The sequence below is a fragment of the Ensifer sp. D2-11 genome (assembly GCF_054161295.1).
In genome coordinates, this window is record NZ_CP096433.1 from 1066063 (window position 1) to 1079163 (window position 13101).

Below are 13101 nucleotides of genomic sequence, written 5' to 3' on the forward strand. Positions count from 1 at the left end.
ACGCCAATGGCGTATCAGATGCAAGGCAAAAATACGCCGATGGCGCAACTGTCACTAGGAAGAGTCCTCTTTACGAATTTTTCGAACGCTGCGTTCGATGACGCGTTTAATCATGGCGTAGAACTCGTCTGGTGTATGAGGAGCGCCTTGCTGTGGCATGTGAACCTCGTCGAGCGCGTCGCCTCTAACGTCATCGCCAAACGGTGGATGATCTCCGCGTCCAGGCTGCGCGCGTTTTTGAGGGCCTCTTCTTTCAAGCGGTTGCGCATCCCATCAGGAAAGCGAAGCATGAATCAAGGGGAGGCTGCCTGATGATGGCACCTCGCCGGAATGTTCTCAAGATTATCGGCCTGACGCCGATGATCGCGGTCGGCGCAAAAGAGACTGCCGCCAGCGCACCGCAAGTATCTGATCAGTCCGTCAGCATCGATCAATTGCTTGCGGTAGCCATGCCGGCAGAGGTCGTCCGATATCACGCAAACGCGGTTGCCGAAGCGATGGCGGTTATGCACCCGAGCACGACTGCAAATTCGCCATTGTCGCAGGCACGCGGCGCGCCGGGCGTCATTAGTCGGGCGAACCAAATCGGTGAAGACATCCGTTTCATGGGGTGCCTTCTGCCAAATTCTTCAATAAGGCGGTTTTCCGGAGCCGCCTTTTCCATGGAGGCGACATTGCCGAGAACTGGTGGAGTCTACGCCCCGCCTGCGGGGACAAAAAGTGTTTCCAACACCACGATACAATCCGTACCGTATAATGCGCTTGTTGACGACCTGGCCGCCGACGCCAATGCGGCGCGACCGGTCACGGCAGGTGGTACGGCGGCCACCAACGCCACCGATGCGCGCAAGAATCTAGGCCTGGAAATCGGGAAGAACGTGCAGGCCTACGACGCCGGCCTGCAATCGATTGCAGCGCTCGCGACTGCCGCCGACAGGATGGTCTACACGACGGCAGCCGATGCCTATGCGACGACGGCGCTGACGCCGTTCGCGCGCACGATCCTCGACGACGCAGACGCCCCGGCGGCGCTGACGACCTTGGGCGTGTCCAGTTTCGCCAAAGCGATCCTGGACGACGCGGATGCGGCTACCGCCCGGACGACGCTCGGGGTGGCGATCGGAGCGGACGTGCAGGCCTACGACGCCGGTTTGCAGTCGATCTCCGGGCTGACGACCGCCGCAGACAGGACCATCTATACGACGGCATCGGATGTCTATGCGACCACGGCGCTGACGCCCTTTGCGCGAACGATCCTCGACGACACCAGCGCCGCCGCCGTGAAGACCACGCTCGGCCTTGCGGCAGTGGCGTCCTCCGGATCGGCCTCGGATCTCGGTTCGGGCACGATTTCCGATGCACGGCTTCCGGGCTCGATGGCGGGCAAGAATTTCTCGTCGGGCGTAAGCTTCGCCAATGCTGTTGCCACCAGCAATACCGACCTGTCGAAGCATATCCAGCTCTATAGCGGTTACGGGTTCACAATCACGGGTTCAACCCTGAACTATACGGTCCCGACCAACTCCTCTCATGTGTGGAACGTCAACGGAACGGAAGTCGGCCGCCTCAATTCCTCTGGCCTGACGCTGGCGACACCGCTTGCACTTGCCGAAGGCGGTACGGGGGCAACGGACGCGGCGACGGCGAGATCCAATCTCGGTGCGAACAACGCTTCCAATCTCACAACCGGAACCGTTTCGAACGCCAGAGTTTCCGGCGCTTATGACGGCATCACGACGCTCGGCCAGACCGGCACCCATACGATCACCACCTCCGGCGAGGCGATACGCATCGTTAGTCCCGCCTCCACCGACGATCCGTATGTGACCTTTTACAAGGGTGCCGCTCGCCAAGCTTACATCCAGCACACCGACGGCACGGGGGTGAACCAGGGGCTTCGCTCCTATAACGACACAGCGACCGGCGGCGACACGGCCCTCACACTGAAGAATTCCGGCGGGGTCGACAGTCTGGAATTCCAAGTCAACGGCGCCGAATATACCGTCTGGCACACCGGCAACCTTGCGGCTGGCGACCTCAATTCAATCTATGGCTACACGGCGGCGAACTCGGCAAAACAGATCACCGCCGGCAACGGCCTGACCGGCGGCGGCACGCTTGCCGCAGATCGAACGCTGACGCTCGGCACGCCTGGCGACATTACCAACACGACGACAAACTCCGTCACGTCTACCAGCCACACCCATGCCCTCGGGTTTACTGCGGCGGAGGTTTATACTGGAACAGCTCAGGACAACGCAAACTATCCCGTCGGAACTATACTGCCGATGGCAGTGAACGGGGGGAATGTCCGAAACAGCGAGGTGACCCCTTGCCTATACTCCACAAACTCCTTCGTCGAAAGCGGCTATCCGGGCGCGGGAACTACGCTAGCGGGTACCTGGCGAGTACGCGGAAACGTTGCTTCACAAGATTGGCAAATCGTCCAGAGGACCGCATAGAATGACAATCGCACGCGGAAAAATTGCCCTTAACCAAGTTTACTCAATTGCCGAAACACAGGAGAAGGGCGTTTACAAGCTCTTGATCAACATAACCGACGCCATCAAAGAAACGTACGATTGCCACTATATCTCTCGTCCCGATGACACCTTCGGCCTCAATCCAACTATCCGTCAGTGGATGGCGAACAATCCCGGTTTCACGGTCGGCGCTTATCAGCCGCCGATTGCCGACGAGGCGCGAGCGGCAATGCCGCCTCTGTCTGCGCGCCAATTGAGGCTTGGCCTCGTCAGCACTGGTTTCAACCAAGCCCAAGTCGCTGCGGTGATCGAGGCGTTGCCGGCTTCAGATCGAGAAGCGGCGCAGATCGAATGGGAATACGCGACCACCTTCAATCGAACGCATACGCTTGTTTCAACCGTTGGCGCTGCGCTCGGGATCTCTGACGAGCAGATTGACACCATGTGGGCTGCCGCGCTCGAGTTTTGATCTATTTTTCCGAAGCTCTACATCAGCGACCCTGCGTAAGTCGAAGTCCCTGCCCATCGCAATTCCTTCGAGGATTTCCTGATTTTCCAGTTTGGTGTCTGAACTTATCTTCAGCCACGCAATCGCGGTCTCATCAATCTGTTCGGGGATCGGCTCCAAGAGGTTCGGCTGGGTCAAAAGGCGCTTGAGAAGGATCGGCCCCTTGGAACTGAGTTTAGGCGTAGCCTTCCATATTGCGGAGGCTCTGCGGTCCGTTCGTATGATGTACTCGAACAGGTACATCACCCAGAAGTAATGCAGCACCTTACCGCGTTTCGAGTAGTACTTCAGCATCAAATGCAGCCACTTGGCCACGAGATAGTTCTGTGGCACTGCGGCTAGGAACGATATGCCCATGGTTCTGCCAGGATAGCTGTCGGGGAAGGCGAAGAAGCCGCTTTCCATCAAAGGCGGGAGCCACCCATCTAGAGACCTCACACAAAAGGTCGTGGCGTCAACCCAAACCCCACCATAGTCCCGGAGAAGAGCTATTCTTATGAGATCGGCCCGCCATTGAATCTTGCGATCACTTCTGTGCGGAGGAACTTTGACGAAGTCGGCGACATTGGAATCACTTAGCACCCGTACATCCCATGAAGGATTTTTTCTGACCCAAGAATCTACGGCATATCGGACAATCTCCGGCGCCTCCTCAAGCGGTCTATCCCAGTACATCCAAATTACGCGTGGCAATTTCTTGGGCATTGTGTCGTAACCAAAGCCTGCGTTCCGTTCTTTAAACCTTTTCTTGCCGACTAAACTACGTCGGATTGAGTGTGAAATCTTCTTCCATAGTAGGAAGGCATCAAAAATTAGCATAACGGCTCCTAAGGAGTCTTTGATTTGGCTAAATTAAGTTAGAGATGTGGAGTGTCAACAGATAAATAAGCTAAGAACGCACAGCAACAGAATATCTCTCAAAATAAGATGAAGCATGGAAGAATCAGCGTTCTATGAGGCACCGCACCAGCGCACAGTCGGCGCTTAGGCGCGAGCCGAAGCTGTCCTGGATGAAGCAAGCCGCGTGGTCTGTGTCTATTCATTCGTGGCGATCTTGGTCTCTTTGGCGACGCACACCATGAGATGTCACGAGAATGCGCGTGGGCCGGCGCCTGGTTCCTGGCATTTAAACCGGCGTAACACGCAGGAAATGAGTACCCGGAGAAGCGCTCAGGCTGGTGTCACCCCTACCGGGCTTAGATCGGGTAGGGAGGCGGCATCCCGTAAGGGGATATTCGGCGGTGGGCCCGTTGTATCTCTATGAATCTGCTGTCGACGAGGTCGCTACGCGGTGCCCCAGTTCCGCGAGGATGTTAGTCGTTCGTCATCCGGATCGAATTCAATTGTTGGCATAAACCCAAGATCAACAAGTTGCTCAGGATTGAGGAAACGAATCGAGGTTTCGCCGACAAAATCGATGGCTCCTGCTTTGTCTATCTCACTCTTCATCGCTTGGTAATGCTGTGAGCCGTTATAATGTTGTTTATCGGAGGCGGCCTCAGCGATCTTTTCTCTGTAGTTGGTGAAGAACTTGAAATGCAACAGAACACCCCAAATCGGCGAAAAATTGCGGCTATAAGGAAGTGGACGATGAGCTGCTTCCGAACCGGCAATCTTTATCCCAATATAAGAGGGGATACTTGATTAGCTCATTGTCCTCACTGAACAGGCGCTTCCTTGGGCCGCCCTTTACGCTTATGCCTCGCTTTTGAAGAGTGACTTCATAGCCGCTGCTATCGATGTGATCGACGACGTGCCACGGCATGTTGCCGTTTCCGCTTTTTGTTTCACTAGATGGATAAAAATCGAGCATGGGAGCCGGCAACCGTTTGATATCATGCTCTTCAAGGACATTTATCAAAGCCTTTAGCGGTTCGCGCAGGCACTGATCATAGACCAGGAACTCGTCCGAATCGAGATTTACGTACCAGCGATTATAGCCGTACCGCTCGAACAGGGCCTCGCGCCAACGGCGCCCTCGCCGCGCCGCCTCAAAGCGAATTGGGGAAGTCCAGACATCAACGTCCGGTTGCTCCATCAGATGCTCACGCGTTCCGTCAGTCGATGCGTCATCGAGGCAAATAAATCGGGTTACGCCAAGTCTCCGGTAGTGGCTCAGGAATGCTGGGATGAGTGCGATCTCATTATGCGTGACAAATACCAGCGGAAGATCTGTTGCGCTCAGCGCAGGGGCATCCTTCGCAGGTATGATGGTTGCCCTTTCAACTTGTCTGCGCTCTCTGGCAGTAACCCTCCAATCGTCATAGAAAGTTGCCAGACGCTCAATTAAGGTGCGACGCGGGAACGAAAAGTCGCGGTCAAATGGATATTTCATTTAGAAAATCCAGAAAAGCTTATATCGAGTCTTTCGTCGAGCATCGTTCCAACACATCCTGAAGAATTTAACCCTCGTCGACCAGTTAACATCTGGAAGTTTTTTTCCCAGTTCGTAGCACCCAAGAGTGTATTTGAGCCGCTGGTCGAGCCGATCGCGAAAACTTTTGGCACCATAACGCGCCTCAGATCCAGATCCCTCTGTAAAGTCAAGTGTCGCTCCGTCCACGTACGCTACCAAATCGAGGACGACAAACTCCGACACGACGTAGGATGCGAAACACCACGGATTTCCAAGTTCGAACCAGCGTGACATGAGCAGTTCTTTTGCGTCGGCTCTGTACAGACCGTAAATCCACTCAGCGGGGAAGGTGAGGTTTCTTGGCACCTGACCGGCCACATACTTTCCGGTGAAATTGAAGGCCGAGTCGTTCGGGGCTTTGATTCTGCTTCCGCTTGATCCCACCAGCTTTGTCGGACATGCGGCAAGAAGCTTTCCGGGATTGGTATCAAGTGCTTCCACGAGCCGGGCCAAAAAATCCGGGGAAGAATGGTCATCGCATGCACGCAGGCAAAAATATTCACCGCGTTCTGCGCCGAGCTGTACTGCTCTCGCGAAGTTCGCTATCGCGCCTACATGTTCTTCGCATTTGACGAGCGAAAAGCGGTCGTCCGACCGGCAAAATTGCTCGGCTATGTCAACCGTCTTATCAGTCGATTTATTGTCGAGAATGATTGCTTCGAAGCCTTCGAACGTCTGTTCGGCAATGCACCGTAGACTGCTGGCGAGTGTCTTTTCGCCATTGTAGACGGGGAAAACGACGACGACCTTCGGCTTGGGCACTGATTTTCTCTATCGTTGAATTGACCTTGCACATACCGAATGCCGCAGCGATCCGCAACGGGCCTCCATGGCGTGAGCGCCAAGCGCCTCTTCGGCGGCAGCAAGGTCGCAACGGATTAAGGCTGTCGAGATTCATCTCGAGTTTATGACGGCTGCTGCGAGATGGATAATGGCGTTGAAGCTCTGGTCAGTCTTGTCGGCACGCACGCCGGGGGACTGCAATCTCTCCTCTTCCGTCATCTCTGTGCTTGTCACAGAGATCCAGCAGCGCCGCGTCTGCGGCGCGGGAAGCGTTGTTTCAGCCCAAGGACTTGGTCTGGCTGGATCCCTGTGACGAGCACAGGGATGAGGTAATCAAACAAGCCGCCGCGGCATTCCCGAATCTCAAAAAGGCCTGTCCGCCTGTCTTCAGTACGACCTGCAATCTTCAGCAAAAAGGTAACCCATGACCAAAACCGTGCCTCAAGGCGCGGCGATGCTGCTCGACTTTATCCGGGAGGCGGAAGTCGGCAGCAAGGGCCGCGCGTCTTACGACGTGATCTACGGACATAACCAGGGGAAGCTTACAAAGCCGCTTACGGAGATGACGATCGCCGAGGTGATCCGTGCGCAGAAGGGATGGGCGAGGGCGCACGGATCGAGTGCGGCGGGGGGCTATCAGTTCATGCGGGCCACGCTCACCGGGCTTTTGAAGGAAGTACCGGGACTGCGCGGAGAACAGCGCTTCGATCCCGCGCTTCAGGACCGGCTCGCCCTTCACCTTCTGAACCGCCGTGGCTTCGCCGGCTTTGTCTCCGGCGAAATCAGCCCTGTTGAATTCGCGAGGCGGTTGGCGATGGAATGGGCGTCCCTGCCGGTTCTCGCCGAAAGCCAGGGCGACCGGCAGCGGATAAGGCGCGGGCAGTCCTATTATGCCGGCGACGGGCTCAACCGAGCGCTGGTACGGCCGGAAAAGCTGGAGGCCGTGCTTGGCGCGGTGCTGGCAGCCGGTTCACGAGAGGATGAGGCGGACCGCGTGGGCGAGGAGGCGGCGCTTGTGGTTCCGGCACGCCCGCGCAGGCCGGTTTCCCGGTCCGGCCGCTTCTGGACCTGGCTGCTGACGGCCGGCGGCACGCTCGTCACGGCGCTGAAGGAGTTGAACCTTGTTGCGCTGGATTGGCGGGTGCAGCTTGCGATCCTCGCCGTAATCGTCGGTTTTGCCGTCTACGCCATCTCGTCGATGCCGGCGGTTCGCGATGCATTGGGTCTCACGCGATGACGTTGCCGTGGAGCAATCTGGTCATCGGTGCCCTGATTCTGGCCGGAATTTCGTGGGCCATACTCGAAATCCGTTCGAATGCCGCCCAGGCGGTCCGCAATTCAATCGAAAGGCAGAACAATGAAGCAGCAAAGAGCGCTGACGCGAAGCGCTTTGACTATGACGTCTGTTCTTCTTCTGGCGGGCTGTGGAACTTCGGGACCGGCCGATGTGAGCGGCCTTCGCGGCATCGTGGGAAGTGAGCTTGCCGGCGCACGCGGCGCGACGCAGGCCGACCAGCGCAAGATCGACCGCACGGTGGTCGGCCTCTGTGCGGCATCCGTCTGGACTCGGGCGGAATGCGCGAAACACGGGGAGGGCGGAGATGATTGATGCCGGCGTTCACCAGCAGCTCGGGACCTTGGTAGCCGAGGTGAAGAACCTGAGGGAGGACCTGCGCCGATCGGAGGATAGATCGGATGTGGGCCGCGTATCCATGACGCGCCGGATGGACGAACTGGTCGAGCGCATGCGGACGCTCGAGGGCTCGATGATGCTCGTCAAGGACGATATTGCCGCGATGAAGCCCGTGACCGAGGATGTGCGCAAATGGAAGCTGATGGGGATGGGCGCTCTCGGCGTTATCGGCATCGGCGGGGCAGCGCTCGGCGTGACATTTGCCGATGTGGCAAAACGCGTGCTGATGCTGACGAGAGCTGGGTAGAGGTCTTTTTTCGCCATCGTAGCCGCGTAACTGGAAGCGGTGGATGCGGTAGCCCGCCAAAACAATGCGGTGCGCGAATGGGGGCGAGAATGGGCTAACGCCCGCTCTTTGGTCCATGGCTCGAAAATTGCTCGACACCGTCCCGTCAGTCCGCTCGGACTCTCACTCGGCCGTTTTGGTGAGCCCGACACACGAGATACCGAACGCATAGTTCCGTGCGCCAGCGCTATTCAAAGATGGTGATGGCCTTTGCCAAGACCTCGTCGACGAGCTCTGGCGGCAGGGATTCCACCTTGCGGCCGTTGCGCGCTTTAAGGTCCAGCACGCGGGGCTGATCGCAACGAACGATGCCGGTTGTGTTGGTGCCGTAAAGCGGCACCGCAAAGCCGATGCGCCGGGCGAACTCGCCACCATTGGTGATCGGCAGGATGATGGGCAGGCCGGTTGCCTGGTTGAACTCGTCAGGAGAAACCACGACCACCGGCCGATGTCCGCGCTGTTCGCGACCGTGGGTCGGTTCGAGATCGACCATGTAGATGTCGCCGCGCCTCATATAAGCTCATCGCCCGCGGCAGGGGCATCGATCCATTCCCGTTCTTCCGCCGGTTGCTGCTGCGAATAGTCAGATGCTGCCAGCAGCTCGGCCATGGTATAGCGCGGCCGCGCTTTGGGTTCGACCACGAGTCGGCCATTGTCGATGGCCAGGCCAACCTCAGATCCGGCCGAGAGGTGCAGAACATCGAGCAGCGCCGGAGGAACGGCAAGCATGACCGAGCCGCCGACCTTGCGCAGATTGGTAGTGTGCACGAGGGATCTCCTATAAGTTATATCAAAATATAATAGCGGTCGCGCCGCTCTTCAATGCCTGATCATTGAATTGCGCCATCCAAGCAAATCGCTCGCGCTCTTCCGGGGAAGCGGTCCAGCGCAGGGACCGGCGCGCCCATTCAATCGTCGTCGAAAAGGGGTAGGTCGCGGTAGCGGCGGCTTACCAGCCGCAGCGACCGGTCCGGCTCGATGACATAGGTTTCGTAGACCCGGCGGCCGAACCGGTCGATAAACTGATGCGGCACAATGCTGCCGACCGGTGCCTTGGTAAGTCTCGTGCGTGGCTGGCCCCCGTAGGTGATGCTGCCGGGAATCGGCTCCAGATAGGGCGAATAGCCCATCGAGGTCGCCTCGCAGCCGGTCAGAAGTGTGAGCACGCACAGGACAGGAAGAACATATTTCATGACGATCCTCGCCACTTGCATGATTCTCGCCGGCGTTCAGTCGCTGAAGATGTCGTAATCTATGCGGCGGCTGGTCAGTCGCAACGAGCGGTCCGGATTAATGACATAGGTCTCGTAGACCCGGTGACCATAGGTGTCGAAGAACTGGTGCGGCACCATGCTGCCAATCGGGGCCTTCGTCAGTTTCGTTCGCGGCTGACCGCCATAGGTGATGCTGCCGGGCATGGGTTCCAGTCTGGGGCCGTAGCCAACCGTTTGCGTCGATGTACAGGCGCTGAGCGCGACGGCGGCGCAGAGGGTGAAGAGAGCTGTGCTCACGGCGCCGCGCCTCCCGATGGACACGTGGCGATGTCCTGCCGGGGCCCGCATTGTTGTGCGGTTCTCCAGCTTCATTCCGGTTTCAGGGAAGATGCAGTAGGCTGCGGCGGATTGCATCGCGTGACGGTTCATGTACATGCTTCGCCCCATATGAGTTGCACCAGCTTATTCCTTATTCGACAACGTGCAAAGAAAGCAGGAAGTTCGGCGTGTCGCGGGCATCACGCGCGTTTCGTGGGGGATTTCGCGATATTTCGATTGCATAGGCAGGAATCTTTGAAGGATGTAATGGCCGAGGCCCGCCGATGCATGAGGAACCCCGTGCGAACCTTCCAGTGGGATCGCGCGTTTGATTCGGTGTCGGCGAATGGGCCTGCAAACAGAACCCCGGTTTCCGACGAGTCGCTGCTCAGGTACTGCCCATGACCGCCGAACAGACCCTTTCGTTTCTCGTGCTCGGCGCCATGATGATCTTCTTCATTTGGGGTCGCTTTCGCTACGACATCGTCGCCTGCTCGGCGTTGATGCTTTCGGTTGCGGTCGGTATCGTTCCTTTCGATAACGCCTTTGACGGCTTCAGCGACGACATCGTCATCATCGTCGGCAGCGCACTGATCGTCAGCGCGGGCGTTGCACGTTCGGGTGTGGTCGATGCCGCCATCCAGCGATTTCTTCCGGATCTGCAATCGGTGAGGGCGCAGCTTGCTCTGCTCGTCGTCACGGTCACGGTACTTTCGGCCTTCATAAAGAATATCGGCGCGCTGGCGATCATGATCCCGGTGGCGTTCCAGTTCGCGCGCCGCTCGAACGTGCAGCCCTCCGTCTTCCTGATGCCGATGGCTTTCGGCTCGCTGATCGGTGGCCTGATGACGCAGGTCGGCACCTCGCCCAACGTGGTCGTGTCCCGGGTGCGTGCGGATCTGACGGGCGAGAGTTTCACCATGTTCGACTTCACGCCCGTCGGCGCTTCTCTGGCACTGGTCGGCGCGGTGTTCCTGCTGTTCGGCTATCGCCTGGTGCCGGAGCGGAAAAGTCAGCAGGTCGGCATGCATCAGGCGATCGAGATCACCGACTACACGTCCGAGGCAATGGTCCCGGCCGGGTCGCCGGTGATCGGCAAGCCGCTCAGCAACCTGGTCAAGATCGGCGATGGCGGAGCCGTAGTGATCGCCGTCTTCCGTCGCGGCACGCATCTGGCGCCGCTGCCCGATGTCGTTATCGAACTGGACGATATCCTTCTGCTCGAAGGCGGTCCCGCTGCGCTCGACCGCATCGTCTCCCAGGCAAAGCTCAAGATCTCCGGCGATCGTGCGCCGATGCCGAGCGACAAGGAGAAAGCCGAGACCGAAGCCATCGAGGCGGTGATCGCCACCGGCTCACCGCTGATCGGCATGTCGGCTCAGCGCCTGGCGCTCTTCAACAATCACAACATCAACCTGCTGGCCGTCAGCCGCCAAGGCGAACGATTGAAACAGAGGCTTGGCAGCATAAGACTGCGGGCCGGCGACATCGTCGTGCTTCAGGGTACCCGCAGGGAATTGCCGTCTTTCCTGCAGGACTTCGGCTGCCTGCCGCTCGCGCAACGGGAAATCCTGCTCGGCACCATTCGCCGTGCCACCGTTCCGTTGCTTGTTCTGGCGACCGCGATGGGGGCGACCGCGGTTGGCGTCGTGCCTGTGCAGATCGCCTTTTTTGCTGCGGCGCTTGCCATGGTGGTGTTTCGCGTCATCCCTCTGCGTGACGTTTATCGCGCCGTGGACGGACCGATCCTGGTCATGCTTGCCGCGCTGATCCCCGTCAGCGACACTTTGCGCACGACGGGCGGCTCGGACCTGATCGCGGGCTGGCTGAGCGGAATGGCGGCGAGTCTGCCGCCTGCGGGGGCGCTTGCCATCATGGTCGTTGCGGCCATGGCGGTGACACCCTTTCTGAACAATGCCGCCACGGTCCTCGTCGTGGCGCCGATTGCCGCCAGTTTTGCAACGGCGCTCGATTACAGGCCAGACGCGTTCCTGATGGCGGTGGCCATCGGCGCCGGCTCCGACTTCCTCACGCCGATCGGCCACCAATGCAACACGCTGGTTATGGGACCCGGCGGTTACCGGTTCAGCGACTACCCACGACTGGGTCTGCCGCTTTCCGTCGTCATCGTGATCGTCGCGGTGCCGATGCTGATGTGGGTCTGGCCGCTGCGTTAGAATGCCGGGGACAAATGGAACCGCGCGGAATACGGATTGCCTGCCAAATTGCAGGCATTCGGTGGAAACGGCCTGATCGCCGCCTATCTTGCGGCGGAAGCGTATCTTTTGTGGAAGTGCTCTGGAATTGTTCTGGCAGTAGGGAGGCATGTGGGCGTCATGACTGGCGATATCGAGATCTGTACGCCGGAAGAGGTGCTGAAATTCTGGTTCACGGAACTTTCTTATGACCACTGGTTCACGCCGGATCCAAGGCTCGACGAGCAATGTGCGCAGCGCTTTCAGGCGTCGCACCTGGCCCTGTCCAGAAACCTCGACAATGTCTGGCGCGAGACCCCGCAGAACTGGCTGGCGGCCGTCATCCTTTTCGACCAGATGCCGCGCAACATGTATCGCGGGTCGCCGCTAGCCTTTGCCACGGATTGCCTTGCGTTGCGGGAGGCGAAGCTCGCCATCGGCGCGAGCGCCGACACGGCGGTGCCGAGGGAATGGCGCGCGTTTTTCTATATGCCGTTCGAGCACTCCGAAAACCTGACCGACCAGACCATGTCGGTCAAGCTGTTCACCGAACTCGGAGACGCCAGCTACCTCGACTATGCGATCCGGCATCGCGACGTGATCGAGCGGTTCGGGCGCTTCCCGCACCGCAATGGCATTTTGGCCCGCATGTCGTCACCGGCCGAGGAAGAGTACCTCGCGCAGCCCGGCGCCGGGTTCTAGGCATGAACCATGGCGGAAAACGAAATCAGGAGGAAACCAATGAGTGCCGGAGAACTGCCCTGGCAAGGGGGATGCCGCTGCGGACAGGTGCGCATCAAGGTGAGCGCGCAACCGCTTCTCACGATGGCATGCCATTGTACCGGCTGCCAGCGAATGACCGGCAGCGCGTTCTCGTTGAGCGTCGCCATTCCGAGCGAAGGCTTCGAGGTCACACGCGGCGAGCCTGTCATCGGCGGCCTTCACGGCGCAACGCGCCACTATTTCTGTCCTCATTGCATGAGCTGGATGTTCACGCGCCCGGAAGGCATGGACTGGTTCGTCAATCTCCGCGCGACCATGCTCGACGATCCAAGTTGGTGCAGGCCGTTCATAGAAACCTGGACCAGTGAAAAGCTGCCGTGGGTGAGCACATCCGCCGTTCATAGCTACGCGGCGTTGCCACCGCTGGAGAGTTACGAGCAGTTGCTGGCGGACTATGCCAGGCATTCCGAAGAGGATTGAGC

At 58.8% G+C, this 13101-nt stretch carries 17 protein-coding genes; 9 read left to right on the plus strand and 8 right to left on the minus strand.

Annotated elements, in window-relative coordinates:
• The first annotated feature begins 6 nt into the window (after positions 1 to 6).
• The 3 genes from M1D34_RS05105 to M1D34_RS05115 are packed head-to-tail and all read left to right on the plus strand — an operon-like array spanning position 7 to position 2952.
• The gene (locus M1D34_RS05105; protein WP_498781001.1) at positions 7 to 312 is read left to right on the plus strand and encodes a hypothetical protein; all 306 of its coding nucleotides are present in this window, start codon (positions 7 to 9) and stop codon (positions 310 to 312) included.
• Positions 312 to 2462, plus strand: coding sequence for a hypothetical protein (locus tag M1D34_RS05110; RefSeq protein WP_498781003.1), 2151 nt, complete (start codon positions 312 to 314; stop codon positions 2460 to 2462). Before M1D34_RS05105 ends, M1D34_RS05110 begins: the two co-directional genes overlap by 1 nt.
• A gap of 1 nt (position 2463) precedes the next feature.
• Positions 2464 to 2952 carry a hypothetical protein gene (locus tag M1D34_RS05115; protein ID WP_498781005.1) on the plus strand — a complete coding sequence of 163 codons (489 nt, stop codon included), beginning with the start codon at positions 2464 to 2466 and terminating at the stop codon, positions 2950 to 2952.
• Here the strand turns inward: M1D34_RS05115 and M1D34_RS05120 are convergent.
• The 4 genes from M1D34_RS05120 to M1D34_RS05135 all read right to left on the minus strand — a co-directional run bounded on the left by M1D34_RS05120 (position 2878) and on the right by M1D34_RS05135 (position 6169).
• Entirely contained in the window at positions 2878 to 3810 is a 933-nt protein-coding gene (locus M1D34_RS05120) for a capsular polysaccharide synthesis protein (RefSeq protein ID WP_498781007.1), read from the minus strand. The genes M1D34_RS05115 and M1D34_RS05120 overlap by 75 nt on opposite strands.
• A 465-nt stretch (positions 3811 to 4275) precedes the next feature.
• The gene (locus tag M1D34_RS05125) at positions 4276 to 4533 is read right to left on the minus strand and encodes a hypothetical protein (protein WP_498781009.1); all 258 of its coding nucleotides are present in this window, start codon (positions 4531 to 4533) and stop codon (positions 4276 to 4278) included.
• 31 nt (positions 4534 to 4564) lie between these two features.
• On the minus strand, positions 4565 to 5326 hold the full coding sequence (locus M1D34_RS05130) for a glycosyltransferase family 2 protein (RefSeq protein WP_498781011.1): 762 nt from the start codon (positions 5324 to 5326) through the stop codon (positions 4565 to 4567).
• Positions 5327 to 6169, minus strand: coding sequence for a glycosyltransferase family 2 protein (locus M1D34_RS05135; protein ID WP_498781013.1), 843 nt, complete (start codon positions 6167 to 6169; stop codon positions 5327 to 5329).
• Positions 6170 to 6614: 445 nt separating this feature from the next.
• On the opposite strand from M1D34_RS05135, the gene M1D34_RS05140 reads away from it, so the two are divergent.
• The 3 genes from M1D34_RS05140 to M1D34_RS05150 all read left to right on the plus strand — a co-directional run bounded on the left by M1D34_RS05140 (position 6615) and on the right by M1D34_RS05150 (position 8130).
• Entirely contained in the window at positions 6615 to 7427 is an 813-nt protein-coding gene (locus tag M1D34_RS05140) for a lysozyme family protein (protein ID WP_010969637.1), read from the plus strand.
• A 120-nt stretch (positions 7428 to 7547) separates the two neighbouring features.
• Positions 7548 to 7799 carry a hypothetical protein gene (locus M1D34_RS05145; protein ID WP_013844609.1) on the plus strand — a complete coding sequence of 84 codons (252 nt, stop codon included), beginning with the start codon at positions 7548 to 7550 and terminating at the stop codon, positions 7797 to 7799.
• Positions 7792 to 8130, plus strand: coding sequence for a DUF1515 family protein (locus M1D34_RS05150; protein ID WP_010969636.1), 339 nt, complete (start codon positions 7792 to 7794; stop codon positions 8128 to 8130). Before M1D34_RS05145 ends, M1D34_RS05150 begins: the two co-directional genes overlap by 8 nt.
• Positions 8131 to 8356: 226 nt before the next feature.
• Here the strand turns inward: M1D34_RS05150 and M1D34_RS05155 are convergent, their stop codons facing one another.
• The 4 genes from M1D34_RS05155 to M1D34_RS05170 all read right to left on the minus strand — a co-directional run bounded on the left by M1D34_RS05155 (position 8357) and on the right by M1D34_RS05170 (position 9680).
• Positions 8357 to 8683 carry a type II toxin-antitoxin system PemK/MazF family toxin gene (locus M1D34_RS05155; protein ID WP_498781016.1) on the minus strand — a complete coding sequence of 109 codons (327 nt, stop codon included), beginning with the start codon at positions 8681 to 8683 and terminating at the stop codon, positions 8357 to 8359.
• Positions 8680 to 8937 carry an AbrB/MazE/SpoVT family DNA-binding domain-containing protein gene (locus M1D34_RS05160; protein WP_498781018.1) on the minus strand — a complete coding sequence of 86 codons (258 nt, stop codon included), beginning with the start codon at positions 8935 to 8937 and terminating at the stop codon, positions 8680 to 8682. Before M1D34_RS05160 ends, M1D34_RS05155 begins: the two co-directional genes overlap by 4 nt.
• Positions 8938 to 9077: 140 nt before the next feature.
• On the minus strand, positions 9078 to 9362 hold the full coding sequence (locus M1D34_RS05165; RefSeq protein ID WP_003530069.1) for a hypothetical protein: 285 nt from the start codon (positions 9360 to 9362) through the stop codon (positions 9078 to 9080).
• A gap of 36 nt (positions 9363 to 9398) precedes the next feature.
• Positions 9399 to 9680 carry a hypothetical protein gene (locus M1D34_RS05170; protein WP_227692111.1) on the minus strand — a complete coding sequence of 94 codons (282 nt, stop codon included), beginning with the start codon at positions 9678 to 9680 and terminating at the stop codon, positions 9399 to 9401.
• 422 nt (positions 9681 to 10102) lie between these two features.
• Between M1D34_RS05170 and M1D34_RS05175 the strand changes: the two genes are divergently transcribed.
• The 3 genes from M1D34_RS05175 to M1D34_RS05185 all read left to right on the plus strand — a co-directional run bounded on the left by M1D34_RS05175 (position 10103) and on the right by M1D34_RS05185 (position 13099).
• Positions 10103 to 11878, plus strand: a complete 1776-nt coding sequence (locus tag M1D34_RS05175) for an SLC13 family permease (protein WP_498781021.1) — start codon at positions 10103 to 10105, stop codon at positions 11876 to 11878.
• A gap of 159 nt (positions 11879 to 12037) precedes the next feature.
• Positions 12038 to 12598, plus strand: a complete 561-nt coding sequence (locus M1D34_RS05180) for a DUF924 family protein (RefSeq protein WP_498781696.1) — start codon at positions 12038 to 12040, stop codon at positions 12596 to 12598.
• Between the two features lie 39 nt (positions 12599 to 12637).
• Positions 12638 to 13099, plus strand: coding sequence for a GFA family protein (locus M1D34_RS05185; RefSeq protein ID WP_010969632.1), 462 nt, complete (start codon positions 12638 to 12640; stop codon positions 13097 to 13099).
• Positions 13100 to 13101 lie beyond the last annotated feature (2 nt).

What these genes read in the sequence shown, in the direction of transcription:
- M1D34_RS05130 (WP_498781011.1), bottom strand. Translation starts at nt 5,326, where the DNA reads ATGAAATATCCATTTGACCGCGACTTTTCGTTCCCGCGTCGCACCTTA.
- M1D34_RS05155 (WP_498781016.1), bottom strand. Translation starts at nt 8,683, where the DNA reads ATGAGGCGCGGCGACATCTACATGGTCGATCTCGAACCGACCCACGGT.
- M1D34_RS05175 (WP_498781021.1), top strand. Translation starts at nt 10,103, where the DNA reads ATGACCGCCGAACAGACCCTTTCGTTTCTCGTGCTCGGCGCCATGATG.
- M1D34_RS05120 (WP_498781007.1), bottom strand. Translation starts at nt 3,810, where the DNA reads ATGCTAATTTTTGATGCCTTCCTACTATGGAAGAAGATTTCACACTCA.
- M1D34_RS05145 (WP_013844609.1), top strand. Translation starts at nt 7,548, where the DNA reads ATGAAGCAGCAAAGAGCGCTGACGCGAAGCGCTTTGACTATGACGTCT.
- M1D34_RS05140 (WP_010969637.1), top strand. Translation starts at nt 6,615, where the DNA reads ATGACCAAAACCGTGCCTCAAGGCGCGGCGATGCTGCTCGACTTTATC.
- M1D34_RS05185 (WP_010969632.1), top strand. Translation starts at nt 12,638, where the DNA reads ATGAGTGCCGGAGAACTGCCCTGGCAAGGGGGATGCCGCTGCGGACAG.
- M1D34_RS05150 (WP_010969636.1), top strand. Translation starts at nt 7,792, where the DNA reads ATGATTGATGCCGGCGTTCACCAGCAGCTCGGGACCTTGGTAGCCGAG.
- M1D34_RS05165 (WP_003530069.1), bottom strand. Translation starts at nt 9,362, where the DNA reads ATGAAATATGTTCTTCCTGTCCTGTGCGTGCTCACACTTCTGACCGGC.
- M1D34_RS05180 (WP_498781696.1), top strand. Translation starts at nt 12,038, where the DNA reads ATGACTGGCGATATCGAGATCTGTACGCCGGAAGAGGTGCTGAAATTC.
- M1D34_RS05105 (WP_498781001.1), top strand. Translation starts at nt 7, where the DNA reads ATGGCGTATCAGATGCAAGGCAAAAATACGCCGATGGCGCAACTGTCA.
- M1D34_RS05110 (WP_498781003.1), top strand. Translation starts at nt 312, where the DNA reads ATGATGGCACCTCGCCGGAATGTTCTCAAGATTATCGGCCTGACGCCG.
- M1D34_RS05115 (WP_498781005.1), top strand. Translation starts at nt 2,464, where the DNA reads ATGACAATCGCACGCGGAAAAATTGCCCTTAACCAAGTTTACTCAATT.